Source organism: Winogradskyella pelagia (assembly GCF_017581965.1).
Classification (GTDB): Bacteria; Bacteroidota; Bacteroidia; order Flavobacteriales; family Flavobacteriaceae; genus Winogradskyella; species Winogradskyella pelagia.
In genome coordinates this window covers 158,837-182,071 of the sequence record NZ_JAGEVF010000008.1, presented here as the reverse complement: position 1 = coordinate 182,071, position 23,235 = coordinate 158,837, and the positions used below count along the sequence as shown (strand labels likewise).

General features: G+C 36.2%; 16 protein-coding genes and 2 tRNA genes. 15 read left to right on the top strand and 3 right to left on the bottom strand.

The window, feature by feature from the left end; translation table 11 throughout:
• The first annotated feature begins 305 nt into the window (after positions 1-305).
• On the top strand, positions 306-2,399 hold the full coding sequence (gene pta, locus J4050_RS11210; protein ID WP_208154673.1) for a phosphate acetyltransferase: 2,094 nt from the start codon (positions 306-308) through the stop codon (positions 2,397-2,399).
• 9 nt (positions 2,400-2,408) lie between these two features.
• Positions 2,409-3,593 carry an acetate/propionate family kinase gene (locus tag J4050_RS11205; protein WP_208154672.1) on the top strand — a complete coding sequence of 395 codons (1,185 nt, stop codon included), beginning with the start codon at positions 2,409-2,411 and terminating at the stop codon, positions 3,591-3,593.
• 62 nt (positions 3,594-3,655) lie between these two features.
• On the opposite strand, the gene J4050_RS11200 is transcribed toward J4050_RS11205, so the two are convergent.
• Positions 3,656-4,798 (bottom strand): acyl-CoA dehydrogenase, encoded by a 1,143-nt coding sequence (locus tag J4050_RS11200; protein WP_208154671.1) that lies wholly within the window; start codon positions 4,796-4,798, stop codon positions 3,656-3,658.
• A gap of 91 nt (positions 4,799-4,889) precedes the next feature.
• Between J4050_RS11200 and J4050_RS11195 the strand changes: the two genes are divergently transcribed.
• The 8 genes from J4050_RS11195 (at position 4,890) to J4050_RS11160 (ending at position 11,111) form a co-directional block, all read left to right on the top strand.
• Positions 4,890-5,969, top strand: a complete 1,080-nt coding sequence (locus J4050_RS11195) for an anhydro-N-acetylmuramic acid kinase (protein WP_208154670.1) — start codon at positions 4,890-4,892, stop codon at positions 5,967-5,969.
• 246 nt (positions 5,970-6,215) lie between these two features.
• Positions 6,216-7,607: a sodium:proton antiporter NhaD gene (nhaD, locus tag J4050_RS11190; protein ID WP_208154669.1), complete on the top strand. Its 1,392-nt coding sequence runs from the start codon at positions 6,216-6,218 to the stop codon at positions 7,605-7,607.
• Positions 7,608-7,669: 62 nt separating this feature from the next.
• The gene (locus J4050_RS11185; protein WP_208154668.1) at positions 7,670-8,365 is read left to right on the top strand and encodes a MotA/TolQ/ExbB proton channel family protein; all 696 of its coding nucleotides are present in this window, start codon (positions 7,670-7,672) and stop codon (positions 8,363-8,365) included.
• Between the two features lie 4 nt (positions 8,366-8,369).
• Positions 8,370-8,762, top strand: a complete 393-nt coding sequence (locus tag J4050_RS11180) for an ExbD/TolR family protein (protein ID WP_208154667.1) — start codon at positions 8,370-8,372, stop codon at positions 8,760-8,762.
• A gap of 40 nt (positions 8,763-8,802) precedes the next feature.
• Complete coding sequence (locus tag J4050_RS11175) at positions 8,803-9,648, top strand: energy transducer TonB (protein WP_208154666.1); 846 nt, start codon at positions 8,803-8,805, stop codon at positions 9,646-9,648.
• Positions 9,649-9,650: 2 nt separating this feature from the next.
• A complete protein-coding gene (locus J4050_RS11170; protein WP_208154665.1) occupies positions 9,651-10,868 on the top strand; it encodes a bifunctional folylpolyglutamate synthase/dihydrofolate synthase in 1,218 nt (405 codons plus the stop codon).
• Positions 10,869-10,928: 60 nt separating this feature from the next.
• A tRNA-Val gene (locus J4050_RS11165) sits at positions 10,929-11,006 on the top strand.
• Between the two features lie 30 nt (positions 11,007-11,036).
• Positions 11,037-11,111 (top strand) — tRNA-Val (locus J4050_RS11160).
• Between the two features lie 291 nt (positions 11,112-11,402).
• Here J4050_RS11160 and J4050_RS11155 read toward each other — a convergent pair.
• Complete coding sequence (locus J4050_RS11155; RefSeq protein ID WP_208154664.1) at positions 11,403-12,683, bottom strand: UDP-N-acetylmuramoyl-tripeptide--D-alanyl-D-alanine ligase; 1,281 nt, start codon at positions 12,681-12,683, stop codon at positions 11,403-11,405.
• 62 nt (positions 12,684-12,745) lie between these two features.
• Positions 12,746-14,425: a gliding motility lipoprotein GldJ gene (gene gldJ, locus J4050_RS11150; RefSeq protein ID WP_208154679.1), complete on the bottom strand. Its 1,680-nt coding sequence runs from the start codon at positions 14,423-14,425 to the stop codon at positions 12,746-12,748.
• 295 nt (positions 14,426-14,720) lie between these two features.
• Here gldJ and porU point away from each other — a divergent pair, with 295 nt between their 5' ends.
• From porU to J4050_RS11125, 5 genes are all read left to right on the top strand, one after another.
• Positions 14,721-18,575, top strand: coding sequence for a type IX secretion system sortase PorU (gene porU, locus J4050_RS11145; RefSeq protein WP_208154663.1), 3,855 nt, complete (start codon positions 14,721-14,723; stop codon positions 18,573-18,575).
• Positions 18,576-18,638: 63 nt separating this feature from the next.
• The gene (gene porV, locus J4050_RS11140; RefSeq protein ID WP_208154662.1) at positions 18,639-19,928 is read left to right on the top strand and encodes a type IX secretion system outer membrane channel protein PorV; all 1,290 of its coding nucleotides are present in this window, start codon (positions 18,639-18,641) and stop codon (positions 19,926-19,928) included.
• 72 nt (positions 19,929-20,000) lie between these two features.
• Positions 20,001-20,483 (top strand): cytidine deaminase, encoded by a 483-nt coding sequence (gene cdd / locus J4050_RS11135; RefSeq protein WP_208154661.1) that lies wholly within the window; start codon positions 20,001-20,003, stop codon positions 20,481-20,483.
• Positions 20,484-20,596: 113 nt separating this feature from the next.
• Entirely contained in the window at positions 20,597-21,595 is a 999-nt protein-coding gene (gene pdhA, locus J4050_RS11130; RefSeq protein ID WP_208154660.1) for a pyruvate dehydrogenase (acetyl-transferring) E1 component subunit alpha, read from the top strand.
• A 3-nt stretch (positions 21,596-21,598) separates the two neighbouring features.
• The gene (locus tag J4050_RS11125; RefSeq protein ID WP_208154659.1) at positions 21,599-23,230 is read left to right on the top strand and encodes a pyruvate dehydrogenase complex dihydrolipoamide acetyltransferase; all 1,632 of its coding nucleotides are present in this window, start codon (positions 21,599-21,601) and stop codon (positions 23,228-23,230) included.
• Positions 23,231-23,235 lie beyond the last annotated feature (5 nt).

Below are 23,235 nucleotides of genomic sequence, written 5' to 3'. Positions count from 1 at the left end.
TTAGCGCCGATGGTACTGCTTACTTGTGGGAGAGTAGGTCGCCGCCTTTTTTGAAAGCCCTTTGCTTAATGCAAAGGGCTTTTTTTTGTTTTCTAAAAGTCCTACTTACTTTCCAATCTACTTATATAGACTTTAGGTTACACCTAGGAAAACTCTTACTAATAGTGATTTTATTATCATTTAATATTTCTCTAACCGACAGATTGAATTCTGAAGTTTATTTTGGTATATTCCCTTAGATATTTAACTGATTCAGTTCAATAGATAAATAGCAAGAGTTTTCAAATAATATAAAAGTTTCTTCAATGAATAAGGCTGTATATATTGCCTCGAACGATTCGGATAGTGGAAAATCGATTCTTACCATTGGTTTAATGAACGCACTCTTAAGACATAAACCTAAAGTGGGATATTTTCGTCCTATAATCGATGAGATTAAAGAAGGTAAAAGAGATAATCATATCAACACAATCTTGTCTTATTTTACAGTTGATATGGACTATACGGATGCCTATGGTTGTTCAATAACGGATGTAGTAAAGCAATGGAATACTAACAATAGGGAGGTGGTTCTAGAAACTATAATATCAAAATACAAAAGGCTTGAGGCTAGATTTGATTTTGTTATTGTAGAGGGAAGTGATTTTTCGCACTTCAGCTCTATTATAGAATTAGACCTAAATATCGTAATAGCTAAAAACTTAGGAATACCAGTTTTAATTATCTCGGGAGCTCTGAATAAAACTACGGATAGTTTTGTGGATAGCCTTTATTTAACCTATGATTCGTTCATACAAAAAGATGTTAATGTTATTTCTGTTATTGCTAATAAAGTAGAGAATATTAGGACTGCTACTTTAAGAGAAAAGCTGAATGGAATTCTTCCAAATTCTTTAAGTGTAGATGTTATTCCAGTTAATGAAAAGTTGAAGAATCCAACAATGAAGGAACTTTCGAACTATATAAAAGCAGAAGTGCTTTTTGGTGCTGATTTACTTGATAGGTCAACGGGAGACGTAGAGATTGGTGCAATGCAGTTACAACATTTTTTAGAACATTTAAATGAAGATGCGGTAATTGTTACACCTACTGACCGTGTGGATATTTTAATGGGTAGTCTTCAAGCTAATATTTCTGCCAACTATCCAACCCTGGCTGGGATTGTCCTTAGTGGTGATATGAAATTATCTGAATCTGTTGTTAGGCTTATTGACGGATTAGAGAAAATAATTCCAATTGTAAGTGTCAAAGAGCCAACTTTCAATATTGCATCTCAATTAGCTAATGTTCGTTCCCACATTTACGCAAGCAATATAGAAAAGATAAGAATCTCAATAGATATGTTTGAAACTTATGTTGATGTAGAGAAACTCATGAAACATCTTGAGTCTTATGAGATTAACAAAGCAATGACCCCTCGAATGTTTCAATATTATTTGATGCAAAGAGCCATGAAACAACGTAAACATATTGTACTTCCAGAGGGAAATGACGATAGAATATTGATGGCCGCTTCTAAATTGCAGGAGCTTGATATTCTTGATATGACAATATTAGGAGATATTCAAAAAGTCACTTCTTCAATAGAGCGATTGAATATTCCTTTCAATTTTGATAAAACTCCGATTGTCAACCCAAATGATTCTGAAAAATTGCAGGATTTCACAGAAACACTTTACAACCTCAGGAAACATAAAGGTTTAACTCATGCAACCGCGGAGGATCTTATGAGAGATGTATCGTATTTTGGTACGATGATGGTATATAAAGGTATTGCAGATGGAATGGTTTCTGGGGCTGCCCATACCACACAACATACTATTAGACCAGCTCTTCAATTTATAAAAACCAAACCGGGTTTCTCGGTTGTTTCGTCTGTCTTTTTTATGTGCTTAGAAGACAGGGTAAGTGTATTCGGGGATTGTGCTATAAATCCAAATCCAACGGCAGAGCAACTTTCCGAGATTGCCATTGCTTCTGCAGATTCTAGTATTGCATTTGGGATAGAACCGAAAATTGCAATGTTATCTTATTCTTCTGGAATCTCGGGAAAGGGTGAGGATGTAAATACAGTTAAGAAAGCAACGACAATTGTTAAAGAAAAACGTCCCGAATTAAAAATTGAGGGACCTATTCAATATGATGCTGCAGTGGATCCAATTATAGGTCAAAAGAAGTTACCAAACTCTGAAGTTGCCGGTCAGGCGAGTGTTTTAATTTTTCCTGATTTGAATACAGGCAATAATACATATAAGGCAGTACAGCGTGAAACGGGTGCGTTAGCCATTGGGCCAATGTTACAAGGGCTAAATAAGCCCATTAACGACCTGAGCAGGGGATGCTCTGTGAATGATATATTAAATACTGTAATTGTTACGGCCATTCAGGCTCAAGAGTAAACTTAATAAATGAAAGTATTAGTCTTAAATACAGGTAGTTCTTCCGTGAAGTACCAATTGTTTAAAATGCCAGAGGAACTGGTTCTTTGTTCGGGTACAATAGAGCGGATTGGGGATACAGAAGCAAGAATCCGGCACAATTCTTCAAAATGTAGTGTTGATAAACCACTTACGATACCAACGCATAAGTTTGCTCTAAAATATATTGTTGGTTTATTGCTGGATAAGGACAAGGGTGAAGTACAATCAATTGAAGAGATTGAAGCTGTCGGTCATCGGGTAGTACATGGAGGTCATACGTTTAAATCTACAGTTGAAATTACTTCCGAAGTAAAATCAAAAATAAAAGAATTATTCACTTTAGCACCGCTGCACAATCCTTCTAATTTAGAGGGAATTAATGTTGCCGAGTCCATTTTTAAAAAGGCTAAACAAGCTGCGATATTCGATACTTCCTTTCATCAGACTATACCTTTGAAAGCTTACAAGTATGCTATACCGAATGAATTTTTGGATAATCATCACATAAGGTTATTTGGTTTTCATGGTACAAGCCATAAATATGTTTCCCAAAAAGCGATTGATTATTTAGATAATAAAAAAGCTAAAATTATATCTATACATTTAGGAAATGGTTGTAGCATATCTGCGATAAGAAATGGAGAGAGTAAGGACCATAGTTTAGGGTTTTCACCGTTTAATGGTTTAATTATGGGTACGCGCTCTGGCGATATTGATCACACATTAATTTTTTATTTGGTGAATACTTTAAATTACGAGCTAGATGAAGTTAAGAGTATTTTGCAATCAAAAAGTGGAATGCTTGGCCTAACTGGTTTTAACGATTTACGTGATATAATAGCTGAAGCAAAAAGAGGAAATAAGAAATGTAAACTTGCCCTAGAAATGAATGCCTATAGAATTAAGAAATATATAGGTTCCTACGTTGCGGCAATGAACGGATTAGATTGTATTATTTTTACTGCAGGAATTGGAGAGAACTCTAAATTAATACGAGAAATGGTGTGTTCTGAAATGGATATTTTCGGGATTGAATTAGATGAAGAAAAGAATAATAAATCGAAATCTGGGATATTGGAGATTAATAAGAATAACTCTAAAGTTAAAATTTTAGTTATACCAACTAATGAAGAATTGGAGATAGCCAGACAAACTTTTGACCTATTTAAATAATCAATAGGCAAAAAAAAACCGAGTAATTTTACTCAGTTTTTTATTTTATAGTCGTGACGAACTTAGTTCTTAATAACTCCTCTTGAGATTACTATTTTTTGTATCTCAGAAGTACCCTCATAGATTTGAGTAATTTTAGCATCTCTCATTAAGCGCTCAACGTGGTATTCCTTCACAAAGCCGTTTCCGCCATGAATCTGCACAGCTTCAACCGTCTGTTCCATTGCTACTTTAGAAGCGTATAGTTTAGCCATTGCGCTAGACATGTCGTGATTAAGACCTTTATCCTTTTCCCAAGCGGCTTTCATCACAAGGTGACGTGCTGCCTCAATTTCAGTATACATATCTGCCAATTTAAAGGCAATGGCTTGGTGATTGCATATCTCCGTACCAAACGCTTTTCTCACTTTAGAATAGTCTAAAGCAAGTTCATAAGCGCCAGAAGCAATTCCCAGAGCTTGTGAAGCAATTCCAATTCGTCCACCAGATAATGTTTTCATTGCGAATTTAAAACCAAATCCATCTTCACCTATCCTATTTTCTTTAGGTACCTTGACGTCATTAAATTGAAGGGTATGTGTGTCGCTGCCTCTAATACCCAATTTATCTTCTTTTGGACCAATGTCAAAGCCTTCCATTCCTTTTTCAACAATAAAAGCATTGATTCCTCGGTGTCCTTTCTCTCTATCCGTTTGAGCAATGACTAAATAAACATCTGATCTTCCACCATTAGTTATCCAGTTTTTAGTACCATTAATAACGTAGTGGTCTCCCATATCAATCGCTGTAGTGCGCTGCGAAGTTGCATCGCTTCCCGCTTCAGGTTCACTCAAACAAAATGCACCAACAAATTCACCTGTTGCCAATTTCGTTAGATACTTTTGCTTTTGTTCTTCTGTACCATACTTTTCGATGCCATAGCATACTAATGAATTGTTTACAGATACTATAACTGAAGCCGAGGCATCAATTTTTGACAGTTCTTCCATTATGAGGACATATGAAATAGTGTCCATTCCACTCCCTCCATATTTTGGGTCAACCATTATTCCCATAAACCCAAGTTCTCCCATTTTTTTAACCAGCTCATCGGGAAAGATTTGTTTTTCATCACGTTCAATCACTCCTGGTAGTAATTCGGTTTTGGCGAAATCTCGTGCTGCATCCCGAATCATCAAATGCTCTTCTGTTAGGCTAAAGTCCATAAAATTATCTGATTATTAATTCAATAAAATTTTCGTGCAAAGATAACTGTTTATTGTCTTATTTTCAATACAGAATAGTATTTTTACTAATATGACAAAAACAAGCTTTAATGTTATTGGCGTAATGTCTGGCACATCTCTAGACGGAATAGATTTAGCATTTTGTACTTTCAATAAAAGTGAAAAATGGGAATTTAAAATTCATTGTGCTGAAACCGTTTCATATGATGGGAGATGGCTCAAATTGTTGCGAAATGCTCTAAATCTTAACACGGATGAATTGCAATTATTGGATTTGGAGTATTCCCAGTTTTTAGGAAAGATTGTAGATGCATTTATTTTAAAAAACAAAATTTCTAATATAGACTTTGTCGCATCGCATGGACATACGGTTTTGCATCGGCCAGATTTAGGATATACGTATCAAATTGGCAATAGGCAAGAGTTGGCTGATCAATGTAAAATTAAAGTAATATGCGATTTTAGAGTTGAAGATGTTGAGCTCGGTGGGCAAGGAGCACCATTGGTTCCGATCGGTGACAAATTATTATTTGATACTTACGACTATTGCGTTAATCTGGGAGGTTTTGCCAATGTATCCTATGATATGTTGGGCGAAAGATTAGCTTTTGATATTTGTCCAGCAAATTTAGTTTTAAACCATTTTATGTCAGTTTTTAATTTAGATTTTGATAATCGAGGTCAACTCGCTGCATCAGGCTGTGTCGATGAGAATTTACTAGAAGAATTGAATGCCATCTCGTATTATAGCGTATTACCTCCAAAATCTTTGGGTTTAGAATGGGTGCAAGATGTTTTTTTTCCGGTAATTAAGGGATATGACATCAGTACTAAAGACGTATTAAGAACTTTAGTGGAGCATATTGCATATCAAATTTCTCGTGTTATCAAGGAAGAAAATACTAAAACACTTGTTACTGGAGGTGGCGCTTTCAATGATTTTCTCATTTCTAGAATTGAAGCACGTTCTAAGTCAAAAGTGATTCTGCCTCAGCCAAAATTAATTGAGTTTAAAGAAGCTTTGATTTTTGCATTTTTAGCTGTTTTGAGAGAAAGAAACGAAGTTAATTGTCTGAAAAGTGTAACAGGAGCTACTAGAAATCACAGTTCGGGCAAGGTTTTTCAGCCAAATTTTAAAATTAATAATTAATTCACTTTTTAGGAATTAGAGTTTTTTATCTTTGTTTACACTAATTAAAAAATCAAGATTGATAAAAAAGCTGGCCGATAAGAGCATGTTAAAGTCATTAAAATTACAATTTTATTTTTTTAAGAATACATTGCTCTCAAAATTAGATATAGATTTAATACTTCTATCTTAAAATTTAAGGCTGTTTTGATTTTTGAAATAGCCTATCGTATCCAACTTTAAACTAAATAAATTCTAAACTTATATATGGAAACCGTCATTATTCTTGTGTTTGTTTTTGGGTATCTAGCCATAACTCTAGAGCACAATATAAAAATCGATAAGTTAATCCCTGCATTAGTGATGATGGCCATAAGTTGGGCTTTAATTGCGTTAGGAATCGATGATTTTACGCAATGGTTTGATTCTGCCCAACATAATTTAATGGATAATTTCGGTTTATTAGATCATGAAGAAAAGATGCATCTGATGGAAGAAACACTCTTACATCATTTGGGTAAAACAGCAGAGATATTAGTGTTTTTGCTTGGGGCAATGACCATTGTTGAAATTATCGATTATTTCGATGGCTTTTCTACTATTAAATCAGCAGTTAATTTTAATAGCAGAAAAAAGTTACTTTGGATGTTTTCTATTTTGGCTTTTATCCTTTCGGCCATTATCGATAATCTTACCGCAACAATTGTATTGATTTCCATTCTTCAAAAAATAGTAAAAGATAGAGATATACGTATTTGGTTTGCGGGTTTAATAATTATTGCGGCTAATGCTGGTGGCGCTTGGTCTCCAATAGGCGATGTAACAACAACTATGCTGTGGATCGGCGATAAGGTATCAACAGGTAAGTTGTTTGTTTATTTGTTTATACCTTCATTGTTATGCATGGTTATACCAACCTTTGTCGCGTCGCTATTATCCCCTTTTCAAGGGACTTTAGAACTTCAGAGTGATGATAACAAACCTAAAAACAGGTTTAGTTCAACGATGTTATTCCTTGGTTTAGGCGCTATTGTATTTGTTCCAATATTCAAAGTAATAACGCATTTACCACCATATGTAGGTATGATGCTTTCATTAGGTGTAGTTGCTATTTTCGCTGAGATTTATACAAATTCTAAATTTTCTATGGCTCAAGTAGAAACTGGTGAGGCATTTTCTGAAGTGCATCATAGTCCTGTGCACCGCTCACTTTCGAGGATTGAGATGCCAAGTATTCTTTTCTTCCTAGGGATTTTAATGGCAGTAGCAGCTTTAGAGTCATTGGGAGTTTTGTTTGGTTTTGCTATCTCTTTACAAGAAACCATGCCTATGTTAGGTACTGAGCTTCACGGAGAAGGTGTATCAGACTTGGTTGTTTTGTTATTAGGAGTTGGTTCAGCAGTAATTGATAATGTACCTTTAGTTGCAGCAAGTTTGGGAATGTTTTCAGAACCTTTAGATAATGAACTGTGGCACTTTATAGCATATTCTGCAGGGACAGGGGGAAGTATGCTTATTATAGGGTCTGCGGCAGGAGTTGTTGCTATGGGTATGGAAAAAATAGACTTTTTCTGGTACCTTAAAAAAATCTCTTGGTTAGCTCTACTCGGTTTTATAGCTGGAGCATTATGTTTCATGGTAACACGATCACTATTTTAATATACTTAAGAGGAAATCTTAACGTTATAGCTTACAACGAACCTAAATTTTAAAATTATCATATGATATTACAAAGTAATATTCAAGATAATGTCGATAATTTAACTGATGGAGAGTCAGTTGAAAAAACATTATCTATCATAGAGTTGATTACAAGCGGAGGAACATCAGGAATGGTAATTATTCTCATTCTTTTTCTACTTTTAATAGTAGCAACTTACATTTATTTTGAGCGTATTTTCGCCATTAAGGCGGCTTCAAAGGTAGATTCAAATTTTATGAATCAAATTAAAGACCATGTAAGTAATGGTAAAGTAGAGTCTGCACAGATGTTGTGCGCACAAGTTAATTCTCCAGTTTCGAGATTGATTGCCAAAGGGATAACGAGAATAGGTAAACCATTGGAGGATATTAATACAGCCATAGAAAATGCTGGTCGTTTAGAGATATACAGTTTGGAGAAGAATGTTAGTGTTTTAGCTACAATTTCTGGAGTTGCTCCTATGATAGGGTTTTTGGGAACGGTAATAGGAATGATACTTTCAATATTTGAACTAGCAAATGCCGGAGGAACTATTCAAATGGATGTGTTGGCAAGTGGTCTTTACACCGCAATGACCACTACTGTTGGCGGCCTTATTGTTGGGATAATTGCATATGTAGCTTACAATCATATTGTTGTAAGAACTAATAAAGTGGTCTATCAAATGGAAGCAAATTCTGTTGAGTTTTTAGATCATTTAAACGAGCCTATATAAATCAATGAATATCAGAGGAAGAAATAAAGTCACCCCAGAATTCAATATGGCGTCAATGACGGATATTGTCTTTCTGTTGCTTATATTCTTTATGATAGCGTCTACCTTAGTTACTACCAGTGCGATTGATATTATTTTGCCCAAAGCAAGTGGCAAAACAGAGAACAAAAAGTCCATCGCGGTAAGTATCAAAAAAGATTTAACCTATTATATCGATGAAAAACGTGTCGGCGAAAGTGTATTGGAAAATGAGTTAATATCATTGTTGTCTTCAAAGGATAAGCCAACTATAGTTCTTCGAGCCGAAAAATCAGTACCTGTAGAGAATGTAGTTAAGGTTATGGATATTGCTAATAGAAATAAATTTAAGGTCATTTTGGCCGTACAACCAAAATAACTGTATTTATAAAATAGGTAATTAGCTTTTTTAATTTTTAATGAAGTATTTAGAAACAAAGCACGAGCGTAATTCTGCGAAGATTACTTTTCTGATAAGTGTAATAATTTTATTACTATTATTCGTTGTAGGACCTCAATACTTCGACCCGCCAGAAGAGTATGGTGTCGTTGTGAACTTTGGAACTTCGGATTTTGGAAGTGGGAACAAGCCTCTAAGTGAACCAAGAAAAGCTGTTGAAGAAAAACAAATCGATGAAATTCAACCTAGTGAAACTAAGCCTACACCAAGCGAATCTCAATCCGAAGAATTATTAACAGAGGACAATGCAGAGGAAATTGCTATTAAAAGGCAAAAAGAAGCCGAAGCGAAAGCGAAAGCGGAAGCTGAACGTATTGAGCACGAGCGTAAAGAAGCTGATGAGAAAAAAAGATTAGAAGAAGAGGCTAAACGAAAAAATCTGGATAATCTTATTGGAGGCGTTAAAAATGCAGAAGGAAAAACAGATGACGGTGAAGGTTCTGATGCATCTGGAGGCAATAAAGGGCAACTAGACGGAAACAACCCATATGCACCGAGTTATTTTGGCGATTCTGGCCCTGGCAAAGGCGGCGTGGGTTATGGTTTAGGTGGGCGAGGCAGACCATCGCGACAAATTTTTAAACAAGATTGCAACGAATATGGTTTGGTAGTTGTCCGTATTGAAGTCAATAGGGCCGGAAAAGTTATCAAAGTAGAACCAGGTATTAAAGGCTCAACAAATACACATCCATGTCTTCTAGAGCCTGCTAAAAAAATTGCACTTTCCCATAAATGGCCACCAGACTCAGAGGCACCTGCCACCCAAGTTGGTTTTGTAAGTATTAACTTTGAGGTTTCACAATAGAAATGACGTATAAAGATACTTTGAGTTGGATGTTTAAACAGCTGCCAATGTATCAAAGACAGGGTAAGTCTGCGTATAAGGAAGACCTTTCCAATGCGCTTAAATTGGATGATTATTTAGGCTGTCCGCAAAAGAGGTTTAAATCTATTCATGTGGCAGGCACTAATGGCAAAGGATCAACCAGCCATATGCTTGCCTCTATTCTGCAAGAGGCTGGTTATAAAGTAGGGCTTTACACTTCGCCTCATCTTAAAGATTTTAGAGAACGTATTAGAATAAACGGAAACCCGATAAGCAAAAAAGATGTTATAGCTTTTATAACCAGAAATAAACAGTTTTTTGAAGAACAAGACCTATCGTTTTTTGAAATGACCGTTGGGATGGCTTTTGAGTATTTCGCAACAAAAGAAGTTGATATTGCTGTAATAGAAGTTGGATTAGGAGGGCGTCTAGATTCTACAAATATTATTACACCTGTTTTATCGGTAATAACTAATATTGGTTTTGACCACGTTAATATATTGGGTGATACATTAGGTAAAATAGCTTCAGAAAAAGCAGGGATAATAAAGTACAATATACCTGTAGTTGTTGGAGAGTCTCATAGTGAGACCATGTCGGTTTTCCGCAAAAAAGCTACAGAGTGCCAAGCCTCTATTGTTTTTGCAGATGACATTGAATATGGTGATTACAAAAGCGATTTAATTGGTTCTTACCAAAAGAAAAATATAAATACTGTATTGGCGTCCATTAAAACACTAAAAAAAATAGGATATACCATTTCGGAGAATAACATAAAAGAAGGCTTATTAAACGTAGTTAGAAATACTGGATTTCTGGGACGGTGGCAGATTTTAAGTGAAAGTCCAAAGATTATATGCGATACCGCTCATAATAGGGAGGGTTTAGAGCTTGTGATGACACAATTAAGTGCTGAAAAGTATAGGCAATTACATATCGTTTTTGGTACTGTGAATGATAAAAATATAGAAAGTGTACTAGACATTCTACCCAAGACTGCAAGCTATTATTTTTGTAAACCTAATGTTGAAAGGGGGTTAGATGTAGAGATTTTAGCCAATCAGTTTTCAGACCATGGCTTTATTGGAGAATCTTATGTTACTGTGCGGAAGGCTTTAAAAGCGGCCAAAAATAGAGCGCACACCTCTGATATTATTTTTATTGGAGGAAGCACATTCGTCGTGGCTGAGGTCATATAATTTTTTAGAGAAATTCTTTTGAGATAATAAAAACTAATCTATATTTGCAATCCAATTATCGGGCGCGTAGCTCAGTTGGTTCAGAGCACTTGGTTTACACCCAAGGGGTCAGGGGTTCGAATCCCTTCGCGCCCACCAAAAGTCCGCAGATATGTGGACTTTTTTTATGGGTCATTAACTCAGTTGGTTTAGAGTGTTACCTTGACAGGGTAGAAGTCACTGGTTCGAATCCAGTATGACCCACATCAAGCAGAATCCCGATGCAGCAATGCATCGGGATTTTTAATTTCAGAATAATGAATGCTTGCATTCATGGATGAGGAAATTAAAAATGCAAGAACCGATTCTTTAGAATCGATTTGGATTCTATTTGCAGAAGTGGTTTTATTCTGGAAAGACGGAGACTATCCAGTATGACCCACATCAAGCAGAAATCCAATGCACATGCATTGGATTTTTTAGTTTTATGTATTCCCGGTTTCACGGAAATGATTTTTAGATAGTTGTACTATTTGCCATTTTATATCTATTCTATTAAAGCACATCGAGAATGCGTTCAAGCGCCATACCTCGAGACCCTTTAACTAAAATTGAAGCATCTTGTATTACTGTACTTTTTATGTGCTTTTCAAAGTCATCATAAGTTTTGAATTTTTTAATCTTATCTGAGGTTTTGGCTTTGAAAAAATTCTCACCAATGAGATAAATATTTTTTTCAAAATTACTCGAAGCGAAATGAGTAATGGTTTGATGCTCTTGTTGTGCTGCCTCACCTAATTCGAACATGTCTCCTAAAAAGAGATATTTATCTTCTGCTTCGATTCTACGGAAGTTTTCTAATGCAGCACTCATACTGGTTGGATTTGCATTATAGGCATCTAGAATAATGCTGTTTGTTCCTTTTGTTATTATCTGTGATCGGTTATTCTTCGGGACATAATGTTCTATAGCTTTTTTAATTAAGTCATTTGGGACTTTAAAAAATTGGCCTAAAGCTACTGCAATGGCAATATTATTAAAATTGTAGGCACCAATAAGTTGCGTTAAGCAAACTTCATTTGAAAATTCTAAGCTTACAAATGGAACAACATCCTTAAAATTGATTTGGTAATCATTATCAGGTAAAGAACCAAAAGTAATTACGTTTGCATACTTGCTTGTTTGTTGTACTTGTTTTTTATCGTCAGTATTGACAAAAATGGTTTTATTATGGCTTTTAGCGTAATCATACAATTCTGATTTTCCTTTGATAATTCCTTGAACGCCTCCAAACCCTTCTAAATGAGCCTTTCCAAAGTTTGTAATAAAAACAAAGTCGGGCTGTGCTAAACTGCTCAAGAATTCAATTTCCTTCTGGTGATTAGCTCCCATTTCAACAATGCCAAAGTCTAAATCTTCCTTAAAACTTAAAAGTGTTAGTGGTACTCCTATGTGATTGTTGAGGTTCCCTACAGTAGCTTTTACCTTATAGGTTGTAGATAATACGGCATTTATAAGCTCTTTTGTTGTCGTTTTTCCATTACTGCCTGTAAGCCCTATAATCTTAGTAGTTAAGGATTTTCTGTGGTAGGTGGCTAGCTGTTGAAGTGTAGAAAGCACATCGGCTACCAAAATACAGTTTGAATTTATTAAAGCTCTCTTTTCGTCAATAACACAGTACTTTGCACCACTGGAAAAGGCGGTTTCAATAAATCTATTTCCATTAAAATTGTCGCCTTTAAGCGCAAAAAACATAGAATTCTCAGTTAGTTTTCTGGTGTCCGTAGAAACCCCTTGGCATTCTTTGAATTTTTTGTATAACTCCTCGATTTCCATAATTTAAAAATAAAAAAGTCCTGACTATTAATCAGGACTTTTTTTATAAAGTATCACTAAAATTAGTTACGTCTTTTACCGCCTTTTTGGGACTTTGATCCAACTCTAGATACAGCACATCTAAATCCTATGTAATCTGTTGCCATATCTTGAGGGAAATAACGTCTTTGTGCTGGGTCAATCCAGTACGCTCTGTCTCTCCAAGATCCACCTTTGTACACTCTAACTTCATCATTGATTAAAGAAGTTCTGTTATTAGATTTGTCGTATTGTCTAACTAATTTTCCATCAATTGTGTCAACAGCTACAACATGGTCTGGGGAGTTGTACATTTTACGCGTACTGTTTTCTCGTCCGGCAGAACCTTCATCAAAGCTTTCTCTATAATATCTAGAAGATCTCTTGTCACCATCTCTAAAGTTTCTGTTATCACTCTCATCGAAATTAGACCTTAAGTATGTTTCTTCAACATCAACAGGTACCTTAGCAATTTCTCCCGGTAAATTTCTTGCAATGATTTTACCATTACTTAAGGTGTCATAAACGATTTCATCAACGGTTACCACCTTAACAGTGCCATCTTCGTTAAGTGCGTTTTTGGTATATACATTTCCTCGGTAGTAATTAAAATCATTAAATTCATCATCTACAATTGGTCTGTATACATCTGCAACCCATTCGGCAACATTACCAGCCATATCATATAAACCAAAATCGTTAGGTTGGTAAGATTTAACTTCAGCAGTAATATCTGCTCCATCATCAGACCAGCCTGCGATTCCACCGTAATCACCTTTTCCTTGCTTAAAATTAGCTAATTGGTCACCACGATTAACACGCTTGCCTGACCTTGTATACTGACCATCCCATGGGTATTTTTTACGGCCTCTATATACATTGTATTCTCTTAGCTCACTTAAACCTAGTGCAGCATATTCCCATTCTGCTTCTGTCGGTAATCGGTATTTCACAGGGATAATGCCAGTTTCTCTTTTGGCATATACGTTAATTGGATTACCATTTGCGTCAGTCTGCTGTCGTCTACCGCCTTGGTGAACAGCAGTATTACCTCCATAAGTTTGAGATGGGGCATTGATATAGGTATCGGTACTAAATGTACTAGTTGCATTAACATCAGTAATGTGCGAATCACGAGCTGTAAAACCAGCATCTTGTAAAGCCATTTCAGCCACACGATCTGTTCTCCAGTTTGCATATTCAACAGCTTGAATCCAACTCACCCCTACAACAGGGTAATTGGCATAACCCGGATGACGCAAGTAATTCTCAGTCATCATTTCGTTGTAGCCCAGCCTGTTTCTCCACACTAGAGTGTCCGGTAATGCACCTTTGTATATAAGGGAGTAATTAGGATCGTCTGGCGGATATACACGCTTTAAATAATCGAGATAAAACAGATAGTTTAAATTAGTAACCTCTGTTTCGTCCATGTAAAAAGATTGCACGTGCTGTTGGTTTGGGGTATTGTTCCAATCGTGCATAGGGTCATCTTGTACTTTACCCATAGTAAAGGTACCACCTTCAATAAACGCTGTTCCTGGAGGTGTTTGTTGTTCCTTAAAATTGGTATTGTATTGAAAACCTCCCTGATTGTCATTAATCTTCCAGCCGGTAGCGCTATCAACGTTACCAGAACTTGACGATCGCTTGCACCCTACTAATGCGGTACTAAGCGCTAAGATCCATAACAGTTTTAGGTTTGAGACATTTTTCATATCCATAAGTTTAAGTAAGCTCATTAAATTTTAGACTCGCAATATAGTAATTAAAGGCAAATCCACAACTTTTTTTAGCATCAAAATGCAAAAAAATGTGCATTTCATCCCTTTTTTTTAACAGAATAACGGATTTTTACCCGTTTTATCGGTGTAATTCGCACATCTATAACGGCTCTAAAAATAAATTATTGTTGTACTTTTGAAATAAAAATTGAACCTCCATAATAACAAGATATATTCAGCGTTATCTAAACTGATATTTTTGTTTGTGTAATCGATTTTGGTAACCATTTACTTAATGAAAAAGAATATTACCTTATTATTTATACTAGTCTGTTTGATCGGTTTTGGGCAACAAAAAGAGTTTGCCCTTAATTGGAATGGATCGGCTATCTTGGAGAATGAGTTTGGTAGAGTGGAAATACCCAAGTTTGACGACAAGCACTTTAATTATGATGCGCAGCGTGGCCTTTTTTATTTTGCACAATGGAATTCTAATGGTGGTCTTATAGATGAGGATAATGTTAATCTAGTTAATGTTGTTTACGAAACTATTACTAAGGAAGAATTAAAAGATTTAAATACGGCCTTGATTCCAAACCAACCAAAATTAAACGTATACAACACCAGCGCGCGAGATAAGCGTTCATATTATTTAGAAATAAGTCCTATAATAAAGGATGAGCTAAGTGGCTTTAAAAAGATAAAATCTTTTGCTATTCAGTATAGCTTGGTAGCAGGCAGAAATACCTCTAGCATGGCAAATCAGTCCATTGTAAATTCAGTTTTAAGTTCGGGAGATTGGTATAGGTTCTATATTGAAAAGTCTGGAATTTACAGGCTTAGTAGAAACTTTTTAAATGATTTAGGTATAAACACTAGCTCTATTGATCCTCGCACTATTAAAATATACGGTAATGGAGGAAGAATGATTCCTTTACTTAATTCGGAAAATTACCCTTTTGACCCTGTTGAGAATGCTATAAAAATTATTGGAGAAGAGGATGGAAGTTTCGATAATTCGGATTTCATTTTATTTTATGGAGAAGGTCCAGATACTTTTAGTGAAGAAAGTAATACCAATATTAATCTATACACAGATAGGACCTATTATTACGTAAATGTTGGTGGAGGTTTTGGCAAGCGTATGGAAAATATGCCAACATTAACTGCTCCAGCAGATATCTCTATTAATACCTTTCAAGACTATCAGTTTTATGAGGTTGATGAACATAATCTTGCAAAGCTAGGAAGACGCTGGTTTGGCGATAAATTTGATATAGAAAGTGAGCGGTCTTATGAATTTCAGTTTCCAAATTTGGTAATGGATGAGCCACTAGATTTAAAGGTTGCCGTTGGTGCAGTTGCTGAACTTGCCACAAGCATGACTATAGACGTAAATGGTAATGCAGTATCTACCTTAGGTCTCAATCCTATAGTTGGCGGCTCCGTTTTAGGTAGCGCGGCATTATATTCTCAGTCCATTGCTGTGGCTTCCGATAATATTATTATAGATTTAGAGTATAACAATAACGGTAATCCTTCAGCAGTTGGTTATCTAGATTATATCATATTAGAAGCTGTAAGAGGTTTGCGCTATGAAGGAGAGCAGCTAGGTTTTAAAAACGATATTGTTAACTCCAATTCGGGTGTTGCAGAATATACAGTTTCAAATGCGACTAACGTTGATGAGATATGGGATATAACAGATAGGTTTAATACAAGCTATGTAAAAAACACCGAGAATATATCCGATTTTTCATTTAAAGTAGCTTCTGGCGCGGTGAGAAATTACATTGCATTTTCTTTTTCAGATGTTGCAGAACCACTAATTGATTCTAGAAGAATTGTCTCAAATCAGAACTTAAAAGGCACAATATTTAATAATGCACAAGGTGCTTTCCAAGATTTAGATTACATTATTTTGGCGCCTTCACAGTTCTTAAGTCAGGCAGAACGCTTAGCTCAGATTAATAGAACTCAATACAATCTCAATGTAAAGGTAATTGACCTCCAAACTATTTACAACGAGTTTAGCATGGGCAGTCAGGATATAGCCGCAATACGTAATTTCATTAAATATGTCTATGACAATGCTAGCAGCGCTAATAATAGATTAAAATATTTATGTTTATTTGGAGACGGTTCTTATGATTATAAGGATAGAATTCCCAATAATACCAACCTAGTACCTTCATGGTACTCCAATAACAGTTTTAACTTAACGAGTTCTTTTGTGTCTGATGATTTTTATGGTATGATGGATACTGACGAAGGCACTATGAATAATGCTGATAGGCTAGATATTGCTGTAGGACGAATTTTAGCAGAGAATCCGCAAAGGGCAAAAGAAATGGTTGACAAAATACAAGCTTATTACGAAGCTGAGGCCTATGGCAGTTGGAGAAATAATGTTTTGCTTGTATCAGATGATGTAGATGTGCAATGGGAACGCATATTACAAGAAACAACTGATGGTATTGGTACTACTGTTGAAGGCGATAAGTCATTTATCAATATTGTAAAAATACATTCAGATGCTTTTGAACAAGAATCATCAGCTGCTGGAGATAGGTATCCAAAAGTAAATAAAGCTATTAGAGACGCCATTGAAGTAGGTGCATTAGTGGTTAACTACTTTGGTCATGGAGGTGAAGATGGGTTAGCTAAAGAGCGTATTTTCGATAAGTTCGATGCTCAGGAGGTAAATAACATATGTAAATTCAACTTATTTGTCACAGTGACTTGTGAGTATACAAAGTTTGATGACCCAAATAGGCCAACTGCAGGAGAATTTACCTTCTGGAATACTAACGGAGGATCTGTTGGTTTAATTACAACAACAAGACAAATTTTTGTTACCGTTGGCGTTAATTATAACGAAACCCTTGATGATTATTTGTTTGCTTTGGGAAGTGATGACTATCCAACCATTGGAGAGGCGTTAAGATTAACTAAAATTGATCCCGTTGTTGCTGGATCATCCCAAAAGAGATTAGTGTTTTTAATAGGAGACCCAGCAATGAAGTTGGCCTTCCCTAAACCAAATATTAGACTTACAAAGATTAATGACGTAGATATTTCCCAACCTGTAGATACATTGAAAGCCTTAAGCTACACCAAATTATCAGGTGAGGTAACAGATCCTAGCGGAAACCTACTTTCTAATTATAATGGTGTATTAACTGCGACTGTTTTCGATAAACAAATTGAACGTCAAACCTTGGCAAATGATGGTGTTAATGATAATAATGGTCCTATTATTCTAGATTTTACCACGCTTGGTGAGATATTATTTAAGGGTCAGGCTACTGTTGAAAATGGCCAATTTGAATTTGATTTTATTGTCCCTAGAGATATAGGTATTCCCGTTGGTAATGGACGTGTTAGTTTTTACTCGCAAACAACTAGTCCTCTATCGGATCAAGCAGGTGCTAGTTTCGATATTTTGGTAGGTGGTATCAATGAGAATGCCCCAGAGGATAATATTGGTCCGGTTATTAACCTCTTTATGAACGATGAAAATTTCGTCTCTGGAGGTATTACCAATGAGTCTCCAACATTTCTAGCTAAGCTCCAAGATGACAATGGAATTAATACAGCAAGTGGAATTGGTCATGATATCACAGCAATCATAGATGGTGATGAGACAAATCCAGTTGTTCTAAACGATTATTATCAGGCTGATATAGATGATTACACTAACGGAACAGTCTCCTATCCATTTAGGGATTTAGAACCAGGTCCGCATACCTTAACATTAAAAGCCTGGGATGTGTATAATAATTCATCTACCCAAGAAATACAGTTTACTGTATTCGATAAAGATGAAGAATTAGTTATTGATAATGTACTCAATTACCCCAACCCCTTTGTTGACTATACGGAGTTTTGGTTTAATCATAATAGTGTAGAACCTCTAGATATTTCAGTTCAAATATTTACAGTCTCAGGTAAAATAGTAAGAACACTAAATGGCCAAACCACAGGAGGCGGTAAATCTACAAGTTCCTTGTCTAAGGATATAATTTGGGACGGAAGAGATGATTTTGGAGATAAAATCGGAAAAGGTGTATACATCTATAAACTAAAAGTGAGATCTAACCGTTTAAATAAGCAAGTTGAAAAGATTGAAAAACTTGTAATACTGTAATAATCAATTATATTTGCTAACCAATTAATGCCATAACGTATGCATTAAGATTAAAGAAAAAACATGAAAAAATACGTATTAACCCTTATCGTTTTAACCACTCTTAACCTAGTAAAAGCCCAAGATGCAGTTCAGGTAATTCCAGACCCAAATGATAGCCGCGTCATAACAACTGGGATGCCTTTTATGCTTGTAGCCCCAGACGCCAGATCTGCTGGGATGGGTGATGTGGGTGTTGCTACTTCTGTTGATGGATTTTCTCAGCAATGGAACCTGGCCAAATATGCTTTTTCGGAAGCTAAATCTGGAATTGGATTAAGCTACACGCCTTATTTAACAAGACTAGTCAACGATATATCCTTAAGTTACGTAACTTATTTTAATAGAATTAATGACTTCAGTTCCTTTTCTGCAAGTATTAAGTTTTTCTCATTAGGTGAAATTGTGCTAACTCAAGATGCCAATGATCCTGGAATCGCGGTTAAGCCAAACGAGTATGCAATAGATTTAGGGTACTCCTTACGCTTAAGTGATCAATTTGCCATGGCTGTCGCTCTGCGATATATGCGATCGGCACTAAGAATAGATACGGTAGACCCAAATGCTAATCCAGGTAGCACTTTCGGAGCGGACATTACGGGATACTACCAAAGTGAAGAACAAGCCTACAATGATTTTAATGGAAGATGGCGTGCAGGATTTGCAATCCAAAATCTTGGACCAAAATTTAGTTATGATGATGGAGCTAGAGAAGTGTTTCAGCCAACCATATTGAGACTTGGAGGTGGTTTTGATTTTATTTTTGATGAATACAATAAGTTAGGTGTTACTGCTGAGGTTACTAAATATTTGGTACCAACACCTCCTTTGAGAGGAAACAGAATTGTATTTACAGATGTCGATGGTGATGGTGTTTTTACACCGCCTGCCGATGAAAATGATGTCCAACCAGGAGAGGATTTTCAGACGCCAGAACAAGAAGATGCATCAATCACAGACAATAGCTATATTGTTGAAGGACAGGATAACGATGTAGGTTTTATGAAAGGTGTATTTCAATCCTTTGGCGATGCACCAGGCGGATTCAGCGAAGAACTCAGGGAGTTTACTTGGGCGATAGGTGCAGAGTATGTTTATAATGATTCCTTTGCCTTTAGAGCAGGTTACTTTAGTGAAGCCGAGGATAAGGGTGCGCGTAAATTCTTTACCTTGGGAGCAGGATTTAAATATTCTACAGTAAATATAGATTTGTCTTACTTATTCTCTGCGTCTCAGGTGCAGAGCCCATTAGAGAATACATTGCGTTTCTCCTTAACGTTTAACTTCGGGGCTGGCGAGTATAATGAGTATTAAAATTTAATTTTAACGAAGTCAGAAAAACTATTGTTCCAAAGCAATAGTTTTTTTGTCTAAAAGTAAATTGAAATGAAGGAAGTTAAGCTAGAAACCGTTTTAGAGGTTTATGAAAACTTACAGGAACTTCCTGAGTCTATCCAAGCACTTATGACCACTGCAATAGAGGTGAGGAATTCCGCTTATTCACCTTATTCCAAATTTAATGTTGGAGCAGCAATACTTATGGATAATGGTGAGGTTGTAGCCGGAAGCAATCAAGAAAATGCATCATATCCGTCTGGATTGTGTGCCGAAAGAACAGCTATTTATTATGCCAACGCCAAATATCCAAATGCTAAGATGCAAATCATGGCGTTGAGCGCTTCATCTCAAACAAAGGTTACAGATAAACCTATCCCACCTTGTGGTGCTTGTAGGCAGGCTATTGCAGAATACGAAATAAAACAGAATGAACCTATTCAGATTTATTTTATGGGAGCTCAGGGAAAGGTGGTAAAGTCCGCGTCCCTAGCCAATCTCTTACCGTTAATTTTTGACAATTCTGTTTTATAGGCCGTTTAATAAATTATATTCAATCTTAAGGCGTTATTTTTAGGATTTACAGTTTCAACATTAGTGCTGAAAGTGTTATTTTTGTTATTCGTTTTTAAAGAAAACAAATACACATGCGAAAAATAACGAAAGAAGTTTATCTCAATTGGTACGAGGAAATGTTGTTTTGGCGTAAGTTTGAAGATAAGCTTGCCGCCGTTTATATCCAACAAAAAGTTAGGGGATTCCTTCACTTATATAATGGACAAGAGGCTGTTTTGGCTGGTGCATTGCACGCCATGGATTTGACAAAGGATAGAATGATTACCGCATACCGCAATCATGTTCAGCCAATAGGTATGGGAGAAGACCCAAAACGTGTTATGGCAGAATTGTTTGGAAAAGCAACCGGTACCTCAAAAGGATTGGGTGGTTCTATGCATATCTTTTCAAAAGAACATCGTTTTTATGGTGGGCATGGTATTGTCGGAGGTCAGATACCACTTGGTGCAGGTATTGCATTTGGCGATAAATATCACGAAAGAGATTCTGTTACACTTTGTTTCTTTGGAGATGGAGCCGCACGACAGGGATCATTACATGAAACCTTTAATATGGCTATGTTATGGAATCTTCCAGTTGTTTTTGTATGTGAAAATAATGGTTACGCTATGGGTACTTCAGTAGAACGTACAGCGAACCATACAGATATTTGGAAATTAGGTCTTGGGTATGATATGCCTTCGGGACCGGTTGATGGTATGAATCCGATTAAGGTAGCGGAGGCATTTGATGAGGCCATTGAAAGAGCAAGAACCGGAGGAGGGCCATCATTTTTAGAAGTAAAGACTTATCGTTACCGTGGACACTCAATGTCTGATGCACAACATTATAGAACCAAAGCAGAAGTAGAAGAATACAAGAAAATAGATCCTATAACACAGGTAAAGGATATTATTTTAGAGAAAAAGTATGGTACAGAAGAAGATATTAAAGCAATAGATAAGCGCGTAAAATCAAGAGTGTCAGAGTGTGAAAAGTTTGCAGAAGAGTCGCCTTATCCAGAAAAGAACGTAATGTATGATGCGGTTTACGAACAAGAAGATTATCCATTTATACCACATAAATTATAAGCTATGGCAGAAGTAATAAACATGCCAAGACTTAGCGATACCATGGAAGAAGGTACCGTTGCAGCCTGGCTTAAAAAAGTTGGAGATAAAGTTGAGGAAGGCGATATATTGGCCGAGATAGAAACTGATAAGGCGACAATGGAATTTGAGTCTTTTCATGAGGGAACCCTTCTTCATATTGGTGTTCAAGAAGGTGAGACCACTAAAGTTGATAAATTGTTAGCAGTAATTGGAGAAGAAGGTGAGGACATTAGTGCTATTCTAGATGGAGATAATGGTACAACTTCAGAGAATGAAGCTGAAACACATGAGTCTGATTCCGATGATAGTTCTGAAGGTGAATCCACAGAACCAACAGAAATTCCAGATGATGTTACCGTTGTAACCATGCCAAGATTAAGTGATACCATGGAAGAAGGAACAGTAGCGACATGGTTAAAGGCAGTTGGTGATACTGTTGAGGAAGGCGACATTCTTGCAGAGATTGAAACGGATAAGGCTACGATGGAATTTGAGTCCTTCAATTCAGGTACTTTATTGCACATTGGATTAAATGAAGGCGAATCAGCAAAGGTAGATGCATTACTAGCCATTTTAGGTCCTGAAGGAACTGATGTTAGCTCCATTGTAAAAAACTTCAAATTAGGTGGTAGGTCTGAAAAAGAAGAGCCAAAAGAAGCCATTAAAGACGCTCCAAAGAAAACTACAGAAGTTAAGAAAGAAACGAAAGTAGAAGAATCCGCAAAGCCTATTGCTACAGTCTCTAGTAACGGACGAATTTTTGCCTCGCCATTGGCCAAAAAGATGGCTGAGGAAAAAGGTATTAGTCTTAATCAAGTTCAAGGTAGTGGTGAAAATGGCAGAATTATTAAGCGCGATATTGAGAATTTTACACCTCAAGCTGCTTCAGCAGGTTCTTCAGCACCGGTGGCGAAATTTGTCCCTACTGGTCAAGAAGATTTTGATGAGGTTGCAAATTCTAATATGCGAAAAGCTATAGCAAAGAATCTTGCCAAGTCTAAATTTACTGCGCCACATTATTATCTTAACGTAGAATTTGACATGGAAAATGCCATGGCATTTAGAGTGCAGTATAATTCCATGCCAGATACTAAAATATCATTCAATGATATGATTGTTAAAGCCTGTGCTTTGGCTTTACGTCAGCATCCTCAAGTTAATTCTCAATGGTTTGATGATAAGATGAGACTTAATAATCACGTTCATATTGGTGTTGCTGTTGCAGTACCAGATGGATTAGTAGTCCCAGTTGTTCGGTTTGCCAATGAGCAATCACTTACGCAAATTGGTGCGGCGGTTAAGGATTATGCAGTTAGGGCAAGGGATAAGAAACTTTCATTAGATGAGATGGAAGGAAGTACCTTCACTGTTTCTAACTTAGGTATGTTTGGTATTGAGAGTTTTACTTCAATAATCAATCAGCCTAATTCAGCCATTTTATCTGTTGGAGCTATCGTCGAGAAACCTGTAGTTAAAGAAGGTAAGGTTGTTGTTGGGCATACTATGAAACTATCCATGGCTTGTGATCATAGAACGGTAGATGGTGCTACAGGAGCATTGTTTTTACAGACCCTTAAAGGATATATTGAAAATCCTGTAACAATGCTTATTTAGAAAAC